Origin of the sequence: Aeromonas diversa CDC 2478-85 (assembly GCF_000819805.1) — a bacterium.
Taxonomy (GTDB): Bacteria; Pseudomonadota; Gammaproteobacteria; order Enterobacterales; family Aeromonadaceae; genus Aeromonas; species Aeromonas diversa.
Window position 1 is genome coordinate 326,173 of the sequence record NZ_CDCE01000037.1, and the last position, 17,561, is coordinate 343,733.

A 17,561-nucleotide genomic window follows, 5' to 3' on the forward strand; every position below is an offset into this window, starting at 1 on the left:
TAACGAAGTGTGAAATTGGATATGAGATCTGGTTTATGGTTTTTGTAAAACTGTGTAGGCATTTGATTGTCATTGGTTAACGGCGCCGATATACTGCCGCTCGTGGGTGATGGACGTCGGTGTTTGAAACGCTTTCGGAAACTCTGGGATACACCCAATCTGCTGGATTTTGGCTTTACTGCGCAGTTTTAGTTACAAAAGCCTTACAAACCCGCCCAACGCCCATCAGCGATTGTTAAAACAATAACTAACGTGCTCAATGGAGCTGAGTGGGCAAAGCCGTGAAAAAGAAAGAGAGACCGGTCAACCTCGACCTGCAAACGATCAGCTTTCCTGTCACTGCCATCGCATCCATCCTGCACCGGGTGTCTGGGGTCATCACCTTCGTGGCCCTCTCCATCCTGCTGTGGATGCTTGGTACTTCACTCTCCTCGCCGGAAGGCTTCGAGCAGGTGATGTCCATCCTGGACAACATCCTGGTCAAGCTGGTGGTGTGGGGGATCCTGACTGCGCTGGCTTACCACATCGTCGGTGGTATTCGTCACCTGATCATGGATCTTGGCTATTGTGAAGAGCTGGAATCCGGCAACCAGAGTGCCCGTGTGGCCTTTGTCATTACCGCTGTTCTGGCTGTGCTGGCGGGAGTGCTGGTATGGTAACCAATTCTGCAACCTTCGGGCGCAGCGGCGTACACGATTTCATCCTGATCCGCGCCACCGCCCTCATCATGACCTTCTATACCCTCTATCTGGTGGGTTTCATCGCCTTCAACGACATCACCTACGAGGTGTGGGGCGAGTTCTTCGCCTCTACCTTTACCCGGGTGTTCACCCTGCTGGCCCTGCTCAGCGTGCTGATCCACGCCTGGATCGGCCTGTGGCAGGTGCTGACTGACTACATCAAGCCGGTCGGTCTGCGCGGTGCCCTGCAATTCGTAGTGGTGGTGGTTCTGCTGGCCTATCTGATGACCGGCTTCGTCGTGTTGTGGGGGGTATGATGATTCCTGTTCGTGAGTTTGATGCGGTCGTGATCGGTGCCGGCGGTGCCGGCATGCGCGCCGCCCTGCAGATTGCCCAATCCGGCAAGACCTGCGCGCTGCTTTCCAAGGTTTTCCCGACTCGCTCTCATACCGTGTCCGCTCAGGGCGGTATCACGGTCGCCCTGGGCAATGCCCACGAGGACAACTGGGAGTGGCACATGTACGACACCGTCAAGGGCTCCGACTACATCGGTGACCAGGACGCCATCGAATACATGTGCAAGACAGGCCCGGCCGCCATTCTCGAACTCGAGAACATGGGGCTGCCCTTCTCTCGTTTCGACAACGGCCGCGTCTACCAGCGCCCGTTTGGCGGTCAGTCCAAGAACTTCGGTGGTGAGCAGGCGGCCCGTACCGCAGCCGCAGCCGACCGGACCGGCCACGCCCTGCTGCATACCCTGTATCAGCAGAACGTCAAGAACCAGACCACCGTCTTCTCCGAGTGGTATGCCCTGGATCTGGTGAAGAACCAGGACGGCCACGTGGTCGGCTGCACCGCCATCGACATGGAGAGCGGTGAGGTCGTCTACTTCAAGGCCAAGGCCACCGTGCTCGCCACCGGCGGCGCCGGTCGCATCTATCAGTCCACCACCAACGCCCACATCAACACAGGTGACGGCGTCGGCATGGCCCTGCGTGCCGGTGTCGGCGTGCAGGACATGGAGATGTGGCAGTTCCACCCGACCGGTATCGCCGGCGCCGGCGTGCTGGTGACCGAAGGGTGCCGCGGTGAGGGCGGCTATCTGCTGAACAAGGACGGTGAGCGCTTCATGGAGCGTTACGCCCCCAACGCCAAGGACCTGGCCGGCCGCGACGTGGTCGCCCGCTCCATCATGATCGAGATCCGCGAAGGGCGCGGTTGCGACGGTCCCTGGGGCCCGCACATCAAGCTCAAGCTCGATCACCTGGGCAAGGACGTGCTCGAATCCCGCCTGCCGGGCATCTGCGAGCTCTCCCGTACCTTCGCCCACGTGGATCCGGTCAAAGAGCCCATCCCCATCATCCCGACCTGCCACTACATGATGGGCGGCGTGCCGACCAACGTGAATGGTCAGTGCCTGACCCAGGACAAGGACGGCAACGACGTCCCCGTGGTCGGCCTGTTCGCGGTGGGCGAGATCGCCTGCGTATCGGTGCACGGCGCCAACCGTCTGGGCGGCAACTCGCTGCTGGATCTGGTGGTCTTCGGCCGCGCCGCCGGCATGCACCTGGTCAACACCCTGGGCGAGATGGAGCACGGCCGCGAGGCCTCCGAGTCTGATCTGGACGCCGCCCTGGCCCGCTTCAACCGCTGGGAAAATACCCGTAGCGGCGAAGACCCGGTACAGATCCGCAAGGACCTGCAACGCTGCATGCAGAACAACTTCTCCGTGTTCCGCGAAGGCAAGGCGATGGCCGAAGGGCTCGAAGAGCTCAAGACCATTCGCGAGCGCCTCAAGTCTGCCCGTCTGGACGACACCTCCAGGGAGTTCAACACCCAGCGCATCGAGTGTCTGGAGCTGGATAATCTGATGGAGACCGCGTTTGCGACCGCGGTGGCGGCCAACTTCCGCACCGAGAGCCGTGGCGCCCACTGCCGCTTCGACTATCCGGACCGTGATGATGCCAACTGGCTGTGCCACAGCCTCTATCATCCGGACACCGAGTCCATGACCACGCGCAGCGTCAACATGACGCCCAAGACCCGTGAGGCGTTCCCGCCCAAGGTCCGGACCTACTGATTGCGGAGCAGCTCCAAATGAAAGTCACATTCTCGGTCTATCGCTACAACCCGGATATTGATAACGCACCGCACATGAAGGATTATCACCTTGATATTCCTGAAGGTTCCGACATGATGGTGCTCGATGCCCTGATCCTGCTCAAGGAGCAGGATCCCTCCATCGCCTTCCGCCGCTCCTGCCGCGAAGGGGTCTGTGGTTCCGACGGTATCAACATGAACGGCAAGAATGGCCTGGCCTGTATCACCCCGCTCTCGGACCTGCTTGGCAAGGGAGAAAAGGTGGTGATCCGGCCGCTGCCGGGTCTGCCGGTCATCCGGGACCTGGTCATCGACATGACCCAGTTCTACACCCAGTGGGAGAAGGTCAAACCCTTCCTCATTAACAACGACAAGCAACCGCCCGTGCGTGAGCACCTGCAATCCCCCGAGGAGCGCGCCAAGCTGGACGGCCTGTACGAGTGCATACTCTGTGCCTGCTGCTCCACCTCTTGCCCCTCCTTCTGGTGGAATCCGGACAAGTTCATCGGCCCTGCCGGTCTGCTCGCCGCCTATCGCTGGCTGGCCGACAGCCGCGACAGCGCGACCGTCGAGCGTCTGGGCAATCTGGACGACGCCTTCAGCGTCTTCCGCTGCCACGGCATCATGAACTGCGTGAACGTCTGTCCCAAGGGCCTCAACCCGACCAAGGCCATCGGCCATATCAAGTCGATGCTCCTGAATCGGGCGGTATAAGCCCAACGGGCTCTGGCCCAACCTCCGGATAGCCATTCACCGTGTAGGATGGCTATCTGTTACACCCTACAAGCTGCTAGACAGAGAAGAAGTACAAGGGATCGAAATGCATAACGGCGTGATGAAGGCCTGGTTGGAGTCATCTCACCTGGCTGGTGCGAATGCAAGCTACATAGAGGATTTGTACGAATCCTTCCTAGAAAATCCCGACTCCGTTGCCGAAGAGTGGCGCACCCTGTTTGCGGGGCTGCCTCAGGTCAATGGCCATGCAGTCGAACAACCCCACTCCCGCGTCAAGGATTATTTCCGTCGCCTTGCCAAGGATACCTCCCGCTTCAGTGCACCCGTCTCAGACCCCGAGGTGGATGCCAAGCAGGTTCGCGTCCTGCAACTCATCAACGCCTTCCGCTTCCGTGGTCACCAGAATGCCAATCTGGATCCCCTCGGTCTGTGGCAGCGCGAGCCGGTCGCCGAACTCGAACCGGCATTTCATAACCTGCAGGGGGCCGATCTCGACGCCACCTTCAACGTCGGCTCTTACGCCATCGGTCGCGAGACCATGGTGCTCGCCGATCTCTACGCCTCCCTGAAGAAGACTTACTGCGGCAGCATAGGCGCCGACTACATGCACCTCACCTCGACCGAGGAGAAGCGCTGGTTGCAGCAGCGGCTCGAGTCTATCGAAGGGAAGGGGACCTACACCCTCGAGGAGAAGACCCGCTTCCTCGAGAGCCTGACCGCCGCCGAAGGGCTGGAGAAATACCTGGGGGCCAAGTTCCCTGGCGCCAAGCGCTTCTCCCTGGAAGGGGGCGATGCCATGGTGCCCATGCTCAAAGAATTGATCCGCCGCGCCGGTGAGCAGGGCTGCAAAGAGGCCGTGATCGGCATGGCCCACCGCGGCCGCCTCAACGTGCTCATCAACGTACTGGGCAAACGCGCCCAGGAGCTGTTCGACGAGTTTGCCGGCAAGCACGGCGAGTCCTGGGGCACGGGCGACGTGAAGTACCACATGGGCTTCTCGTCCGATTTCGCCACCCCGGGCGGCAACGTTCACCTGGCACTGGCCTTCAACCCGTCTCACCTCGAGATCGTCAACCCCGTGGTCATCGGATCTGTGCGTGCCCGCATGGACCGCCGCGGTGACAAGGACGGCTCGACCGTACTGCCCATCACCATCCACGGCGATTCGGCCATGGCCGGTCAGGGGGTGGTGGCTGAAACCTTCAACATGTCTCTGACCCGTGCCTATGGCGTCGGCGGCACTGTGCGCATCGTGATCAACAACCAGGTGGGCTTCACCACCTCCTATCATCGCGATCTGCGCTCTACCGAATACTGTACCGATATCGCCAAGGCGGTGCAGGCCCCGGTGCTGCACGTCAACGGGGACGACCCGGAAGCCGTGGTGCTGGTGACCCAGATTGCCCTGGATTACCGCAACACCTTCAAGCGCGACGTGGTGATCGAACTGGTCTGCTACCGCCGTCACGGCCACAACGAGGCCGACGAGCCGAGCGCCACCCAGCCCTTGATGTACCAGAAGATCAAGCAGCACCCGACCCCGCGCAAGATCTACGCCGATCAGCTGGTGGCCGAAGGCAGCATCACCCAGGAGTTGGCCACCACCTTGGTCAACGACTATCGCGACACCCTGGATCGCGGCGATCGGGTGAGCAAGGAGTGGCGCCCGATGGAGCTGCACTCCGTCGACTGGACCCCCTACCTCGGTCATGACTGGAACATGGCCTATGACAGCTCTGTGCCGATGGATCACCTCAAGGCCCTCGGCGAGCGGGTGAGCCAGTATCCGGCGACCCATGTGCTGCAGCGCCAGGTCGAGAAGATCTACGAAGACCGTCGCCTGATGGCCGCCGGCGAGAAGCTGGTCGACTGGGGCTTCGCCGAGACCCTGGCCTACGCCACCCTGGTGGACAAGGGGTCGCGCATTCGCTTCACCGGTGAAGACTCCGGTCGTGGCACCTTCTTCCACCGCCACGCCGTGCTGCACAGCCAGACCGACGCCAGCACCTATACCCCGCTGTGCAACCTGCACGAGAAGCAGGGACCGTTCGAGATTTACGACTCTGTGCTCACCGAGAACGCGGTGCTGGCCTTCGAATACGGTTACGCCAGTGCCGAGCCGGCCGGCCTCACCATCTGGGAAGCCCAGTTCGGTGACTTCGCCAACTGTGCCCAGGTGGTCGTGGATCAGTTCCTCTCCTCCGGCGAGCAGAAGTGGGGCCGGATGTGCGGCCTGACCATGCTGCTGCCGCACGGTTATGAAGGGCAGGGCCCGGAGCACTCCTCCGCCCGTCTCGAGCGCTATCTGCAGATGTGTGCCCAGCACAACATGCAGGTGTGTGTGCCCTCCACTCCGGCTCAGGTGTTCCACATGTTGCGCCGTCAGGTAGTGCGCCCGATGCGCCGTCCGCTCATCGTGATGACGCCCAAATCCCTGCTGCGCCACCCGCTGGCGGTGAGCAAGCTCGAGGAACTCGCCGAAGGCACCTTCCAGAACGCCATCGGCGAGATCGATGCGCTGGATCCGAAGGGTGTCAAGCGCGTGGTGTTCTGCTCCGGCAAGGTCTACTACGACCTGCTCGATGCCCGTCGCAAGGCCGAGCAGCAGGACGTGGCCCTGGTGCGAATTGAGCAGCTCTACCCCTTCCCGGAAGAGGAAGTGCGCGCCATCCTGGCCGACTATGCCCACGTCACCGATTTCGTCTGGTGTCAGGAAGAGCCGCAGAACCAGGGCGCCTGGTACAGCACTCGTCACCATTACGACAGCGTGCTGCCGGCCGGCGCCACCCTGACCTACGCCGGACGTCCGGCCTCCGCCTCGCCGGCGGTGGGGTATATCTCGGTTCATATGAAGCAGCAGAAGGCGTTGGTAGATGACGCCCTGACCCTGGCCTAAGCCACAGGAAGAAGTAAAAGGAATCAAGCAAGATGACTATCGATATCAAGGTACCCGACCTGCCGGAATCTGTGGCTGATGCCACCATCGCCACCTGGCACAAGAAGCCGGGCGACATGGTGACCCGTGACGAGGTCCTGGTGGACATCGAAACCGACAAGGTCGTGCTGGAGGTGCCGGCACCGGACTCTGGCGTACTGGCCGAGATCCTCGAAGGGGAGGGCTCCACCGTCCTGGCCCGCCAGCTGATCGCCAAGATCAACCCGGCCGCCGTGGCCGGTGAAGAGACCAAGGCCAAACCGGCTGAGCCGGTCGAGAGCGATGACGCCCTGAGCCCTTCGGTGCGCCGCCTGGTGGCCGAGCACGGCATCGACGTGAGCAAGGTGACCGGCACCGGTAAGGGCGGTCGCGTCACCAAGGAAGACGTGGAAGCCTTCATCAAGGGTGGCGACAAGCCGGCTGCCGCAGCGGCGCCGGTCGCCGCGGCCACCGCCTCCGTGGCCCCGCTGGCCGGTCGCAGCGAGAAGCGCGTGCCCATGACCCGTCTGCGCAAGCGCATCGCCGAGCGTCTGCTGGAAGCGAAGAACACCACCGCCATGCTGACCACCTTCAACGAGGTCAACATGGGCCCCATCATGGCCCTGCGCAAGCAGTATGGTGAGACCTTCGAGAAGCGCCACGGCATCAAGCTCGGCTTCATGTCCTTCTACGTCAAGGCCGTGGTCGAGGCGCTCAAGCGCTACCCCGAGGTCAACGCCTCCCTGGACGGTGACGATATCGTCTATCACAACTACTTCGACGTCAGCATCGCCGTCTCCACCCCCCGTGGCCTGGTGACCCCGGTGCTGCGCGATGCCGACGTGCTGAGCCTGGCTGACATCGAGAAGGCCATCAAGGAATTGGCGGGCAAGGGCCGTGACGGCAAGCTGACCGTCGAAGAGCTGACCGGTGGCAACTTCACCATCACCAACGGTGGTGTGTTCGGCTCCCTGATGTCGACCCCCATCATCAACCCGCCCCAGAGCGCCATCCTGGGCATGCACAAGATCCAGGACAGACCCATGGCCGTCGACGGCAAGGTGGAAATCCTGCCGATGATGTACCTGGCCCTCTCCTACGATCACCGTCTCATCGACGGTCGCGAGTCGGTCGGTTTCCTGGTCTCCATCAAGGAGCTGCTGGAAGATCCGACCCGCCTGCTGCTGGACGTGTGAGCACAACGATAATGAGGGGCCGCCAAGGCCCCCTTCACGGGGATTGAGAAACACCCCATACGGAAATACCTACAAATACGGATAGAGCATCTATGAATCTGCATGAGTATCAGGCAAAACAGCTGTTTGCCGAATATGGCCTGCCGGTCTCCGAAGGCTACGCCTGCGCTACCCCGCAAGAAGCCGCCGAGGCTGCCGACAAGATTGGCGGCAATACCTGGGTTGTGAAGTGTCAGGTCCACGCCGGTGGCCGTGGCAAGGCCGGTGGCGTCAAGCTGGCCAAGAGCAAGGACGAGATCCGTGCCTTCGCCCAAAACTGGCTGGGCAAGAACCTGGTGACCTACCAGACTGACGCCAACGGTCAGCCGGTCACCAAGATCCTGGTCGAGTCCTGCACCGACATCGCCAAAGAGCTCTATCTGGGCGCCGTGGTTGACCGTGGCACCCGCCGCGTGGTCTTCATGGCCTCGACCGAGGGTGGCGTGGAGATCGAGAAAGTCGCCCACGAAACCCCGCACCTGATCCACAAGGCAACCCTGGATCCGCTGGTCGGTCCGCAGCCTTACCAGGCTCGCGAGCTGGCCTTCAAGCTGGGTCTGGTCGGCGATCAGATCAAGCAGTTCACCAAGATCTTCATGGGCCTGGGCCAGATGTTCCTGGACTGCGACTTCGCCCTGCTGGAAATCAACCCCCTGGTCATCACCGATAAGGGCAACCTGCACTGCCTGGATGGCAAGATCAACATCGACGCCAACGCCCTCTATCGCCAGCCCAAGCTGCGCGAGATGCACGATCCGTCCCAGGATGATCCCCGCGAAGCGCACGCCGCCCAGTGGGAGCTCAACTATGTGGCGCTGGATGGCAACATCGGTTGCATGGTCAACGGCGCGGGTCTGGCCATGGGCACCATGGACATCGTCAACCTGCACGGTGGTTCACCGGCCAACTTCCTGGACGTCGGCGGTGGCGCCACCAAGGAGCGCGTGACCGAGGCATTCAAGATCATCCTCTCCGACAGCAACGTCAAAGCCGTGCTGGTCAACATCTTCGGCGGTATCGTGCGTTGTGACATGATCGCCGAAGGCATCATCGGCGCCGTGAAGGAAGTGGGCGTCAAGGTCCCCGTGGTGGTGCGCCTTGAAGGCAACAACGCCGAGCTGGGCGGTATCAAGCTGGCCGAGAGTGGCCTCAACATCATTGCGGCCAAGAGTCTGACCGATGCCGCGCAGCAAGTGGTTAAAGCAGCGGAGGCCAACTGATGAGCGTTCTGATCAACAAAGACACCAAGGTGATCTGCCAGGGCTTTACCGGCGGTCAGGGCACTTTCCACTCCGAGCAGGCGCTCTCTTATGGTACCCAGCTGGTGGGCGGCGTCTCCCCGGGCAAGGGTGGTACCACCCACCTGGGCCTGCCGGTGTTCAACACCGTCCGTGACGCCGTGGACGCCACCGGTGCCACTGCCTCCGTCATCTATGTGCCGGCGCCGTTCTGCAAGGACGCCATCCTGGAAGCCATCGATGCCGGCATCAAGCTCATCGTCACCATCACCGAAGGCATCCCGACCCTGGACATGCTGGACGTGAAGGTGAAGCTGCAGGAAACCGGCGTGCGCATGATCGGCCCCAACTGCCCGGGCGTCATCACCCCGGGTGAGTGCAAGATCGGCATCATGCCCGGCCACATCCACAAGCCGGGCAAGGTGGGCATCGTCTCCCGCTCCGGCACCCTGACCTACGAAGCGGTCAAGCAGACCACTGACGAAGGTTTTGGCCAGTCCACTTGCGTGGGCATCGGTGGTGACCCCATCCCGGGCTCCAACTTCATCGACATCCTGGAGATGTTCCAGAACGACCCGCAGACCGAAGCCATCGTGATGATCGGCGAGATCGGCGGTAACGCCGAGGAAGACGCGGCCGCCTATATCAAGGCCCACGTCACCAAGCCGGTGGTCTCCTACATCGCGGGTGTCACCGCGCCTCCCGGCAAGCGGATGGGCCACGCCGGCGCCATCATCTCCGGTGGCAAGGGGACTGCCGCCGAGAAGTTTGCCGCCCTGGAAGACGCCGGTGTCAAAACCGTGCGCTCCCTGGCCGATATCGGCAAGGCCCTGCGTGAAGTGACTGGCTGGTAAGCTCGTCCGCTGATGTATCAGCACAGATGCCGACCCTGGGGTCGGCATTTTTTTTCCGAGCCGCTGCCGGTTTCACCTGCCCGTTCGGGCATGAGAGCGGCAGTGGTTCCTCTTGCTCTCTCCTCTCGCTAGAATGCGCCCCTCGCTCATCATCTGGAAACGCTCCCATGACCCAGGCTCCGGATCACTCGGTTAATCGCCTGCGCGCCGCTCGCCTTGCCCGCTCCACCCGCCCCTTTCTCGCCCGAGGCGGCAGCGTCAAGCGCTGCCCGGGCTGCCTGTTACAGCCCGGCCTCTGTGCCTGCCGGTTGCGCCCGATCATGCGCTCGCGCGCCGCGTTTTGCCTCATCATGTTCGATAGCGAGCCCCTCAAGCCGAGCAACACGGGACGCCTCATCGCCGATGTGCTGCCCGACTCGACCCATGCCTTCCTCTGGTCCCGTACCGAGCCGGATCCGGCGCTTCTGGCCCTGCTGGCCGATCCGGCCTATCAACCCTTTCTCATCTTCCCCGATTGCGAGAAGGCGCCCGAGCGGGTGATCCATACCCCGGTGCTGGAGGAGGGGAGACGGCCGCTGTTCATCCTGCTCGACGGCACCTGGCGCGAGGCGCGCCGCATGGCCAACAAGAGCCCCTATCTCGACGCTTTTCCGGTGCTCTCGGTGCGCCCAGAACAGCTCTCGACCTATGGCATGCGCGTGGCGGCCCACGACGAGCACCTGTGCACCGCCGAGGTGGCCGCCTGTGTCTTGGAGAGTGCCGGCTTTGGGCGAGAGGGGGAGGCGCTGCAGCAGTGGTTTAACCTCTTCAGTTGCCGCTATCTGGCCGGAAAGTTGCGCCGTACTCCCGAGGATGAGGCCATCTGCCGAGCCCTGGAAGGCTGGCAATCCACTCATTCCTGAGTGGAATAGGTCCGCTGCCGCCGTTTCGCTGTGCAGGGGGGATCAACCGGAGTAACATCGCGCCATTGCTGAGGATGAGGTGAACGATGGAAATGGAATTGATGACCCTGGTGATGCTGCTCGGGGTTGCCCTCTTGGCCGGCTTTATCGACTCGATCGCCGGCGGTGGTGGCCTGCTCACCGTGCCGGCCCTGCTCGCCACCGGCATGTCGCCGGCGCTGGTGCTCGGGACCAACAAATTACAGAGCAGCTTCGGCTCCTTCTCTGCCACCCTCTTCTTTGCCCGCCGTGGCATGCTCGAATGGCGCACCATTTGGCCTGCGGTGATCTGCACCTTCATCGGTGCCGCCGGGGGGGCGCTGGCGGTGCAGACCATAGACGCCGCGGTGCTCGAGCGCATCCTGCCCTTCCTGCTGGTGGCCTTCGCCTTCTATTTCTTCTTCTCGCCCAGGGTGAGCGACGCCGAGAGCCAGCGCCGTCTCGCCCCCTTGCCCTTTGCGCTGCTCGCCGGCGGGGGCGTGGGCTTCTACGATGGCTTCTTCGGGCCCGGAACCGGCTCCTTCTTCGCCATCGCCTTCATCGCTCTGGGGGGGTATGGCATGGCCCGTGCCACCGCCCACACCAAGCTGCTCAATTTTACCTCCAACATCGCCTCGCTGCTCTTCTTTGCCCTGGGGGGCAAGGTGGTGTGGAGTGTGGGGTTGGTCATGGCCGTCGGCCAGTTCCTGGGGGCCAGGCTGGGCTCTCGCCTGGTTATCAGCAAGGGGGTGAGGCTCATTCGCCCTCTGCTGGTCACCGTCTCTCTGATCATGTCCGTCAAGCTGTTGCTGGCGCACTACCCTCAGCTGCTCGCCATCTGAAGCGAGCCAAAGTGGTGGCCGATGCCCTCCAGCAGCGTGACCAGCCGCTCTCGCTTGAGGGCGTTGGGTCGATAGATGAGGTGTAGGGGACGGGTGAGTCCTGGTAGGCGACGTCGTGGCTGCGCCTCATCCCCCAGTTTGCCGAGCAGACCCGCCGGCAGCAGCACGGGCGCGACGCCGGCGCGAGCAAGCTCGATGAGAGCCAGATAGGAGTCCAGCTGCATGCGCGGGCGCAGTCCCTGCTCGTGCAGCGTGGCGGCCAGATAGGCGTTGGAGGGGTTATCCAGCTCCATGGTCAGGATACCGCCCGAGAGCGCCTGGCTCTCATCCCCGACCAGATAGAAGGGTTCATCCATCAGGCGCTGGGTGAGTAGTCCGTGGCCGCTGGGAAGACGACCGGCGCAGATCCCGAGCAGGGCATCGCCGGAGCGCACTCGCTCGATGATCACCGGCGTGTGGTGGGTCGAGAGGAGCAGGGCGCTGTCCTGGCGTTGCATATAGTGCGCGAAGAAGGGGGCCAGGTAACCGGCCAGCAGGGTCTCCGAGCAGGCCAGTGGCAGTGGCGTGTGATCGCTGAGTAGCCGATTGTCCGAGATTTCCCCTTTGAGCTCCTCGAGCAGCGGATTGACCCGGGTGAGCAGATCCCGTGCGTCGGCCGTGAGACGGATGTGACGCCCGTCCGGCTCCACCAGGCGCTTGCCAATGCGCCCCTCTAGGTTGGCGATGCGTTTGCTGACCGCCGACTGGCTGATATAGAGGCGGCTTCCCACCTTGCCCATGGTCCCTTCGCGGGCCAACAGATAGAGGGTTTCCAGTCCTTCCAGCAGCATGATGACTCCCAATATGGCGTGTTGCCGCCACGTTAGGCCTTGATGGACTGCTCGGCAAGCGCGGCGTTCGAAACACAGTGGGATCCCCTGGCTCGTCGTCACCCCTTGTGACCCTGGTTGTCGTTGATGCGCCGCGTTCTCGCGTTTGGCGCGATCATCTGACTGTCACACACAGAGGCGATAGTGGCGAGAATCACCCAAGGAGAGAGTCATGCGACATAAAAAGCGTCAACTGCGTCATCGTCAGCTCTGGTTTAGCCACTGGAATGGTCCGGTGTGGCACACGGCACCCAGCGAGACGGCGCAAAATCGCCAGATCCCTCACAGTTCCCGGTAAAGAGCCCTCTGCGCTCATAGGTTTTTGCGCCCGGCTTTGTCACTATTAGAGGAAAATGACTAGCCGGACCGCCCTTGAATGTACCTGGAACGCATCGATATCCGCAGTTTTCGCGGGATAAGCCGTCTCTCCATCGGCCTGGATCAGACCACTGTGCTGATAGGAGAGAACGCCTGGGGAAAGAGCAGTCTGCTGCGGGCACTTTGGTGCCTGCTGGGGCAAGAGGCCGAACCCTACCAGTTCACCGCAGATGACTTCTACCGTCCCGATGATCCCGAGTTGCCCCTGGCCGACCATGCCCAGATCGTCCTCACCTTCTGCGAATTTCGTCCCGATATCGCCCTGCACTCGAGCCGTCTCGCCCGCCTTGGCCCGGCCTGGGTAAAACACAAGGACAAGTTTAACCGGATCCACTACCGGGCCACGGCGGTACGACTCGAGGGAGGGGCGATAGAGACGCGCCATGACTTTCTCGATAGCACCGGCAAGGCGCTGACCCTGGCTGAAGAGGGGTTGGTCGAGCAATTGATCACCATGAATCCGGTCTTTCGGCTGCGTGATGCCCGCGCCGCCAGGGCGACCGAGCCGGCGCTCAACGGTCAGTGGGAGCAGTCCCTGAGCGAGCTGACCGATCGCATGCTCGACGATCCCCAGGGGATCACGGAAGGGGAGCTCAAAGGGGCGCTACAGGCAGTACGCCACCTGATGGAGCACTATTTTCGGGCCCTCTCGCCGCTTAAACACAAGCCCCGTACCCAGCGCGAGATCATCAACAAACCCATGACACTGCGTCATCCGACCAATCTTCACGACATGCTGGCACGCTCCGACAGTCGCGCCTTGCAGCTGGCGATGGCGGGGGTGGCGGGCACCTTGCTGCAGGCTCGGGGTAATCGTGAACTGGAGGAGGGGGCCAGGCCCATCCTGATCCTCGAAGATCCCGAGAGCCGGCTTCACCCCACCATGCTGGCGCTGGCCTGGGGGCTGCTTGAGCAGCTGCCCGGGCAGAAGCTGCTTACCACCAACTCGGGGGACCTGCTCTCCTCGCTGCCGCTCTCCGAGGTGCGGCGACTGGTGCGCCGCGATGGGGACATCCAGTGTCACCAACTGGGCGGAGAGCGCTATAGCAGCGACGATCTGCGCAAGATTGCCTTCCATGTGCGCATCAACCGCCCCATGTCCCTGTTTGCCCGCTGTTGGCTGCTGGTGGAAGGAGAGACCGAGATCTGGCTCCTCTCGGAACTTGCCCAGATCTGTGGCTATAGCCTGCGTGCAGAGGGGGTGCGGATCATCGAGTTTGCCCAGTGTGGGCAGACCCCCCTTATCAAGATCGCCCGGGACTTTGGGATCGAGTGGCACCTGCTTGCCGACGGTGACGAGGCCGGCGTCAAGTATGCCAACTCGGTGCGTGGGCTGCTCAAGGGGGAGCGTGAGCGCGATCGCCTCACCCTGTTGCCGGCGGCAGACATAGAGCACTACCTCTATCAGCACGGCTTTGAGCACGTGTACCGGCGTGAGGCCGGGGTCGGTGAGAAGACGCCGCTCAGTGCCGGGCGCATCATCGACAAGGCGATCCATCATCGCAGTAAACCGGGCATGGCCCTGGCCGTGGTGGAGGAGGCCGAGCGACTGGGGGCGGAGCAGATCCCCCATGTGCTCAGGCAGATGTTTGCCAAGGTGGTGGCCATGGCGCGTGGTCAGGGGTGATGGATTGGGCTGCCGGGGTTAATTGGGTATACTGCGCCGCTCTTGTATCAGGAGTCTTGCCATGTTTGCTCAACTCACCCTCTGGCTTTTTCCTCTGTTTGGCCTGATGGCCTGTGGTGCCTTGTTGTTGCTCGGTGTCGTGCTGTGGAAGGGCGATCTCTGCCCCGGCCAGCGCGCCCGGATCACGACCCAGCTCTTCTCGGTCTGGGTGATGACGGCACTGTCGGTGATGCTGGGCCTCTCCGCCGGCGCCCCGTTGTGGCTGATCGCGCCGGGGGGGATGGCGGTGATCGCCGGTTTCACACTCTCGATTCTTCAGTCGCGTCTCGACGCCAAGCGCTCGATCCCCTCTCGCTGGATTGGCGTGCCGGCGCTGCCGTTGGTCGTCTACGGGGCCTTGCTGGTGGCCGAGCAGGGCGGGGCGGCCCTGTCCCAGCTCATCGTGTTGGGGTGCGCCTTTGCCCACCTGATGCTGCTGCGTGCTCGTCATCGGCTGCAGGCGTTTAACCTATTGTTGCCGCTGGGCGGCCTCATGGGGGCCCTGGCCGGCCTGCTATGGCTGGGCGCCATGACCTTGATGCAGCAGGACGTGGCCCTGCTCGATACGCTGATCCCTTGGGTGCTGGGTTATAGCCTCCTTATGGTGCTGGCCCTCGGGATCTGGTTCCTCCCCCTGCTCAGTCGCCGCGACACCGCGCCCGTGGTGCTCTCATCGGCGCTCTTTACGCTGCTCGTATCCCAGTGCGCGGGCGCCCGCCTCTTCGGTCTTCTCTAAGTTCGTTGCTCAAGCGGGGCAAAAGCCTGCGGCCCCGCTGACCAGCAGGCAGCAACTGCGCTCGGCCAGACGGTAGTGCCCCTTGACCATCGTCAGTTCGCTCCCGAAGGAGACTATGTCCTGAGGGGAGGGAAGGGCGGTGTCGAGGATGCGATGCCACTCGCCGCCGACCCCGCGCGGGGGAGCCGGCAGTTTGAACTCGAGGGGCTCCCAGAAGCTGTTAAAGACCAGGTAGAAGGCGATCTTTTCTTCCTTCGAGAGGGCGGACATGGCAATGGCATGGGAGTGGCTGCCCCAGTCCGGTTGATAGCACTCCACCCCATGCCAGCAGATCTCGCTGTGGCGCAGGATCTCGGCCAGAGAGTGGGGCATGCCGTCTTGCTCGGGACGAGCCAGTAGCTGCTTGCGATAGAGGATCAGCTCACGCATGAACCGCAGCATGTTCTGGGCGCGGTTATCCCATTTCCACTGCATCCAGCTCAAGGGCGTATCCTGACAATAGGCGTTGTTGTTGCCCCCTTGGCTGTGGAGTACCTCATCGCCCATGAGGATCATGGGAGAGCCGACCGAGAGCAGGGTCGCCACCATCATGTTTTTTGCCTGACGCAGGCGCAGGAAATTGATGTGTGTGTCGTGGGTCTCCCCCTCATGGCCGTGATTCCAGCTGAAGTTCTCATTACTCCCGTCACGATTGTGCTCCCCGTTCGCTTCGTTGTGTTTCTCGTTGTAGCTGGCCCAGTCCCACAGGGTGAACCCATCGTGGCAGGTGACGAAGTTGATGCTCTTCTCGGGATCGGCGTGGTGATAGTGATAGATGTCGGGGCTGCCACACAGGCGCTCGGCAAAAGCCCTGACGCTGTTGTCATCGCCGCGGACGAAGCGGCGCACGTCGTCACGAAACTGACCATTCCATTCGCGCCAGCGGGCCCCCGCTATGCTCCCCACCTGATAGAGACCGCCGGCATCCCAGGCTTCGGCGATGAGCTTGGTGTCGGTGATTTGGGGATCGGTATCTATGGTGCGCAGGGTGGGGGAGTTGGCCACCGGCATGCCGCTTTCGTCGCGGGAGAGTATGGAGGCCAAATCGAATCTGAACCCGTCGACATGCATCTCCTGACGCCAGAAACGCAGGCTGTCCATGATCATCCTGAGGGCCACAGGGTGGGCGCCGTTGAAGGTGTTGCCGCAGCCCGAGTAGTTGGTGTGGCGCATTTGCTCGTTGAGGATGTAGTAGGCCTCGTTGTCGATGCCGCGATAGCAGAAGGTCGGGCCGTCATCGCCCCCTTCGGCGGTGTGGTTGTAGACCACGTCCAGAATGACTTCTATCCCGGCCCGGTGCAGCGCCTTGACCATGTCGCGAAACTCGGTGACCGGATCGCTGGTGGCGGCATATTGGGCGTGCGGAGCAAAGAAAGAGATGGGGCTGTAACCCCAGTAGTTGGCCAGACCCACGGGGGCGTCTTGGGGATCGAACTGAAAGATGGGCAGCAGCTCGACGGCGGTGATCCCCAGTTGTTGCAGATAAGGGATCTTGTCGATGAGCCCGAGATAGGTGCCGCGGCGTTTGGCGGGAAGGCCTGAGCTGGGATCGCGGGTAAAGCCGGCCAGATGTAACTCATAGATGACGGAGCGCGACAGGGAGTGGGCGGGGAGCTCGTCACCTTCCCAGTCGTAGTGCCCCAGATCGACCACGCGACTCTTGGCACAGCAGTGCAGATTGCTGCCCGGTCTGGCTGCCGCCAGGCGATCGTAATTGGGAGGGAGCTCGATGGCCCGGCTATAAGGGTCGAGCAGCACCTTGTCCCGGTCGAAGCGGGTTCCATTATAGGGACGCCAGGGTCCGTGAATGCGAAAGCCATAGCATTGACCGGCCTGGATACCGGAGACATGGATATGCCAGTAGTAAGCGGTGCGATTGAGGCGAGGGGAGAGGGGGATCACGGCCGGGTTGGTGTCTGTCTCGTGGGCAAACAGTAGCAGTTCAACATGGCTGGCGAGGCGGGCCCAGATGGCAAAGTTGACGCCGTCACCCTCAAGATGTGCCCCCAGTCGGGTGCAGTGGCCGCGTGAGATCCTCATAGTACTGCTCCTTTGACGCCAGTGCTTCACAGTCTAGTCAGGGATAAGTGTGGTTGATGCTGGTGCATTATTGGCCCTGAATTGCTCGAGAGTTGGTCATCTTGCCGCGTAAACCGGCAAGCAGTCGGTTCCATCAATTTTTTTTATGAATATTCCTTGCAATATGAAGCGCGCAGCCTATTATTGGCGGCCTCAGACGCGGGGTGGAGCAGCTCGGTAGCTCGTCGGGCTCATAACCCGAAGGTCGTCGGTTCAAATCCGGCCCCCGCAACCAACTTAGGCCGTAAGGCCAAGGCTTCGATGTTCTGCTCACAT

Annotated in this window: 15 protein-coding genes and 1 tRNA gene; 14 read left to right on the forward strand and 2 right to left on the reverse strand. The window is 62.2% G+C overall.

The window, feature by feature from the left end; translation table 11 throughout:
- The first annotated feature begins 269 nt into the window (after positions 1 to 269).
- The 10 genes from sdhC to BN1121_RS18770 all read left to right on the forward strand — a co-directional run bounded on the left by sdhC (position 270) and on the right by BN1121_RS18770 (position 11,518).
- Positions 270 to 659 carry a succinate dehydrogenase cytochrome b556 subunit gene (gene sdhC, locus BN1121_RS18725; RefSeq protein ID WP_005358674.1) on the forward strand — a complete coding sequence of 130 codons (390 nt, stop codon included), beginning with the start codon at positions 270 to 272 and terminating at the stop codon, positions 657 to 659.
- The gene (gene sdhD / locus BN1121_RS18730) at positions 653 to 997 is read left to right on the forward strand and encodes a succinate dehydrogenase, hydrophobic membrane anchor protein (RefSeq protein WP_005358676.1); all 345 of its coding nucleotides are present in this window, start codon (positions 653 to 655) and stop codon (positions 995 to 997) included. The genes sdhC and sdhD overlap by 7 nt, the downstream gene beginning before the upstream one ends.
- On the forward strand, positions 994 to 2,760 hold the full coding sequence (gene sdhA / locus BN1121_RS18735) for a succinate dehydrogenase flavoprotein subunit (RefSeq protein ID WP_043158021.1): 1,767 nt from the start codon (positions 994 to 996) through the stop codon (positions 2,758 to 2,760). Before sdhD ends, sdhA begins: the two co-directional genes overlap by 4 nt.
- A gap of 17 nt (positions 2,761 to 2,777) precedes the next feature.
- Entirely contained in the window at positions 2,778 to 3,494 is a 717-nt protein-coding gene (locus tag BN1121_RS18740; RefSeq protein WP_005358682.1) for a succinate dehydrogenase iron-sulfur subunit, read from the forward strand.
- A 106-nt stretch (positions 3,495 to 3,600) separates the two neighbouring features.
- Positions 3,601 to 6,411, forward strand: a complete 2,811-nt coding sequence (gene sucA / locus BN1121_RS18745) for a 2-oxoglutarate dehydrogenase E1 component (RefSeq protein ID WP_005358685.1) — start codon at positions 3,601 to 3,603, stop codon at positions 6,409 to 6,411.
- A 32-nt stretch (positions 6,412 to 6,443) separates the two neighbouring features.
- Positions 6,444 to 7,625, forward strand: a complete 1,182-nt coding sequence (odhB, locus tag BN1121_RS18750) for a 2-oxoglutarate dehydrogenase complex dihydrolipoyllysine-residue succinyltransferase (RefSeq protein WP_005358687.1) — start codon at positions 6,444 to 6,446, stop codon at positions 7,623 to 7,625.
- Between the two features lie 92 nt (positions 7,626 to 7,717).
- Positions 7,718 to 8,884 (forward strand): ADP-forming succinate--CoA ligase subunit beta, encoded by a 1,167-nt coding sequence (gene sucC, locus BN1121_RS18755; RefSeq protein WP_005358689.1) that lies wholly within the window; start codon positions 7,718 to 7,720, stop codon positions 8,882 to 8,884.
- Entirely contained in the window at positions 8,884 to 9,756 is an 873-nt protein-coding gene (sucD, locus tag BN1121_RS18760) for a succinate--CoA ligase subunit alpha (RefSeq protein ID WP_005358691.1), read from the forward strand. Before sucC ends, sucD begins: the two co-directional genes overlap by 1 nt.
- Before the next feature lie 167 nt (positions 9,757 to 9,923).
- On the forward strand, positions 9,924 to 10,658 hold the full coding sequence (locus BN1121_RS18765) for a tRNA-uridine aminocarboxypropyltransferase (protein ID WP_005358693.1): 735 nt from the start codon (positions 9,924 to 9,926) through the stop codon (positions 10,656 to 10,658).
- A gap of 86 nt (positions 10,659 to 10,744) precedes the next feature.
- Positions 10,745 to 11,518, forward strand: a complete 774-nt coding sequence (locus BN1121_RS18770) for a TSUP family transporter (RefSeq protein ID WP_005358695.1) — start codon at positions 10,745 to 10,747, stop codon at positions 11,516 to 11,518.
- Here the strand turns inward: BN1121_RS18770 and BN1121_RS18775 are convergent.
- Entirely contained in the window at positions 11,500 to 12,348 is an 849-nt protein-coding gene (locus BN1121_RS18775) for a LysR family transcriptional regulator (RefSeq protein WP_005358697.1), read from the reverse strand. The two genes, BN1121_RS18770 and BN1121_RS18775, sit on opposite strands and share 19 nt — an antisense overlap.
- Positions 12,349 to 12,559: 211 nt before the next feature.
- On the opposite strand from BN1121_RS18775, the gene BN1121_RS20285 reads away from it, so the two are divergent.
- From BN1121_RS20285 to BN1121_RS18785, 3 genes are all read left to right on the forward strand, one after another.
- Positions 12,560 to 12,685: a hypothetical protein gene (locus tag BN1121_RS20285; RefSeq protein ID WP_268744129.1), complete on the forward strand. Its 126-nt coding sequence runs from the start codon at positions 12,560 to 12,562 to the stop codon at positions 12,683 to 12,685.
- 78 nt (positions 12,686 to 12,763) lie between these two features.
- Positions 12,764 to 14,392, forward strand: a complete 1,629-nt coding sequence (locus BN1121_RS18780) for a DUF2813 domain-containing protein (RefSeq protein WP_005358700.1) — start codon at positions 12,764 to 12,766, stop codon at positions 14,390 to 14,392.
- Between the two features lie 61 nt (positions 14,393 to 14,453).
- Positions 14,454 to 15,167: an HI_1241 family integral membrane domain gene (locus tag BN1121_RS18785; RefSeq protein ID WP_005358703.1), complete on the forward strand. Its 714-nt coding sequence runs from the start codon at positions 14,454 to 14,456 to the stop codon at positions 15,165 to 15,167.
- Positions 15,168 to 15,176: 9 nt separating this feature from the next.
- Here the strand turns inward: BN1121_RS18785 and glgX are convergent, their stop codons facing one another.
- Positions 15,177 to 17,246, reverse strand: coding sequence for a glycogen debranching protein GlgX (glgX, locus tag BN1121_RS18790; RefSeq protein WP_005358705.1), 2,070 nt, complete (start codon positions 17,244 to 17,246; stop codon positions 15,177 to 15,179).
- Between the two features lie 197 nt (positions 17,247 to 17,443).
- Here glgX and BN1121_RS18795 point away from each other — a divergent pair.
- A tRNA-Met gene (locus BN1121_RS18795) sits at positions 17,444 to 17,520 on the forward strand.
- Positions 17,521 to 17,561 lie beyond the last annotated feature (41 nt).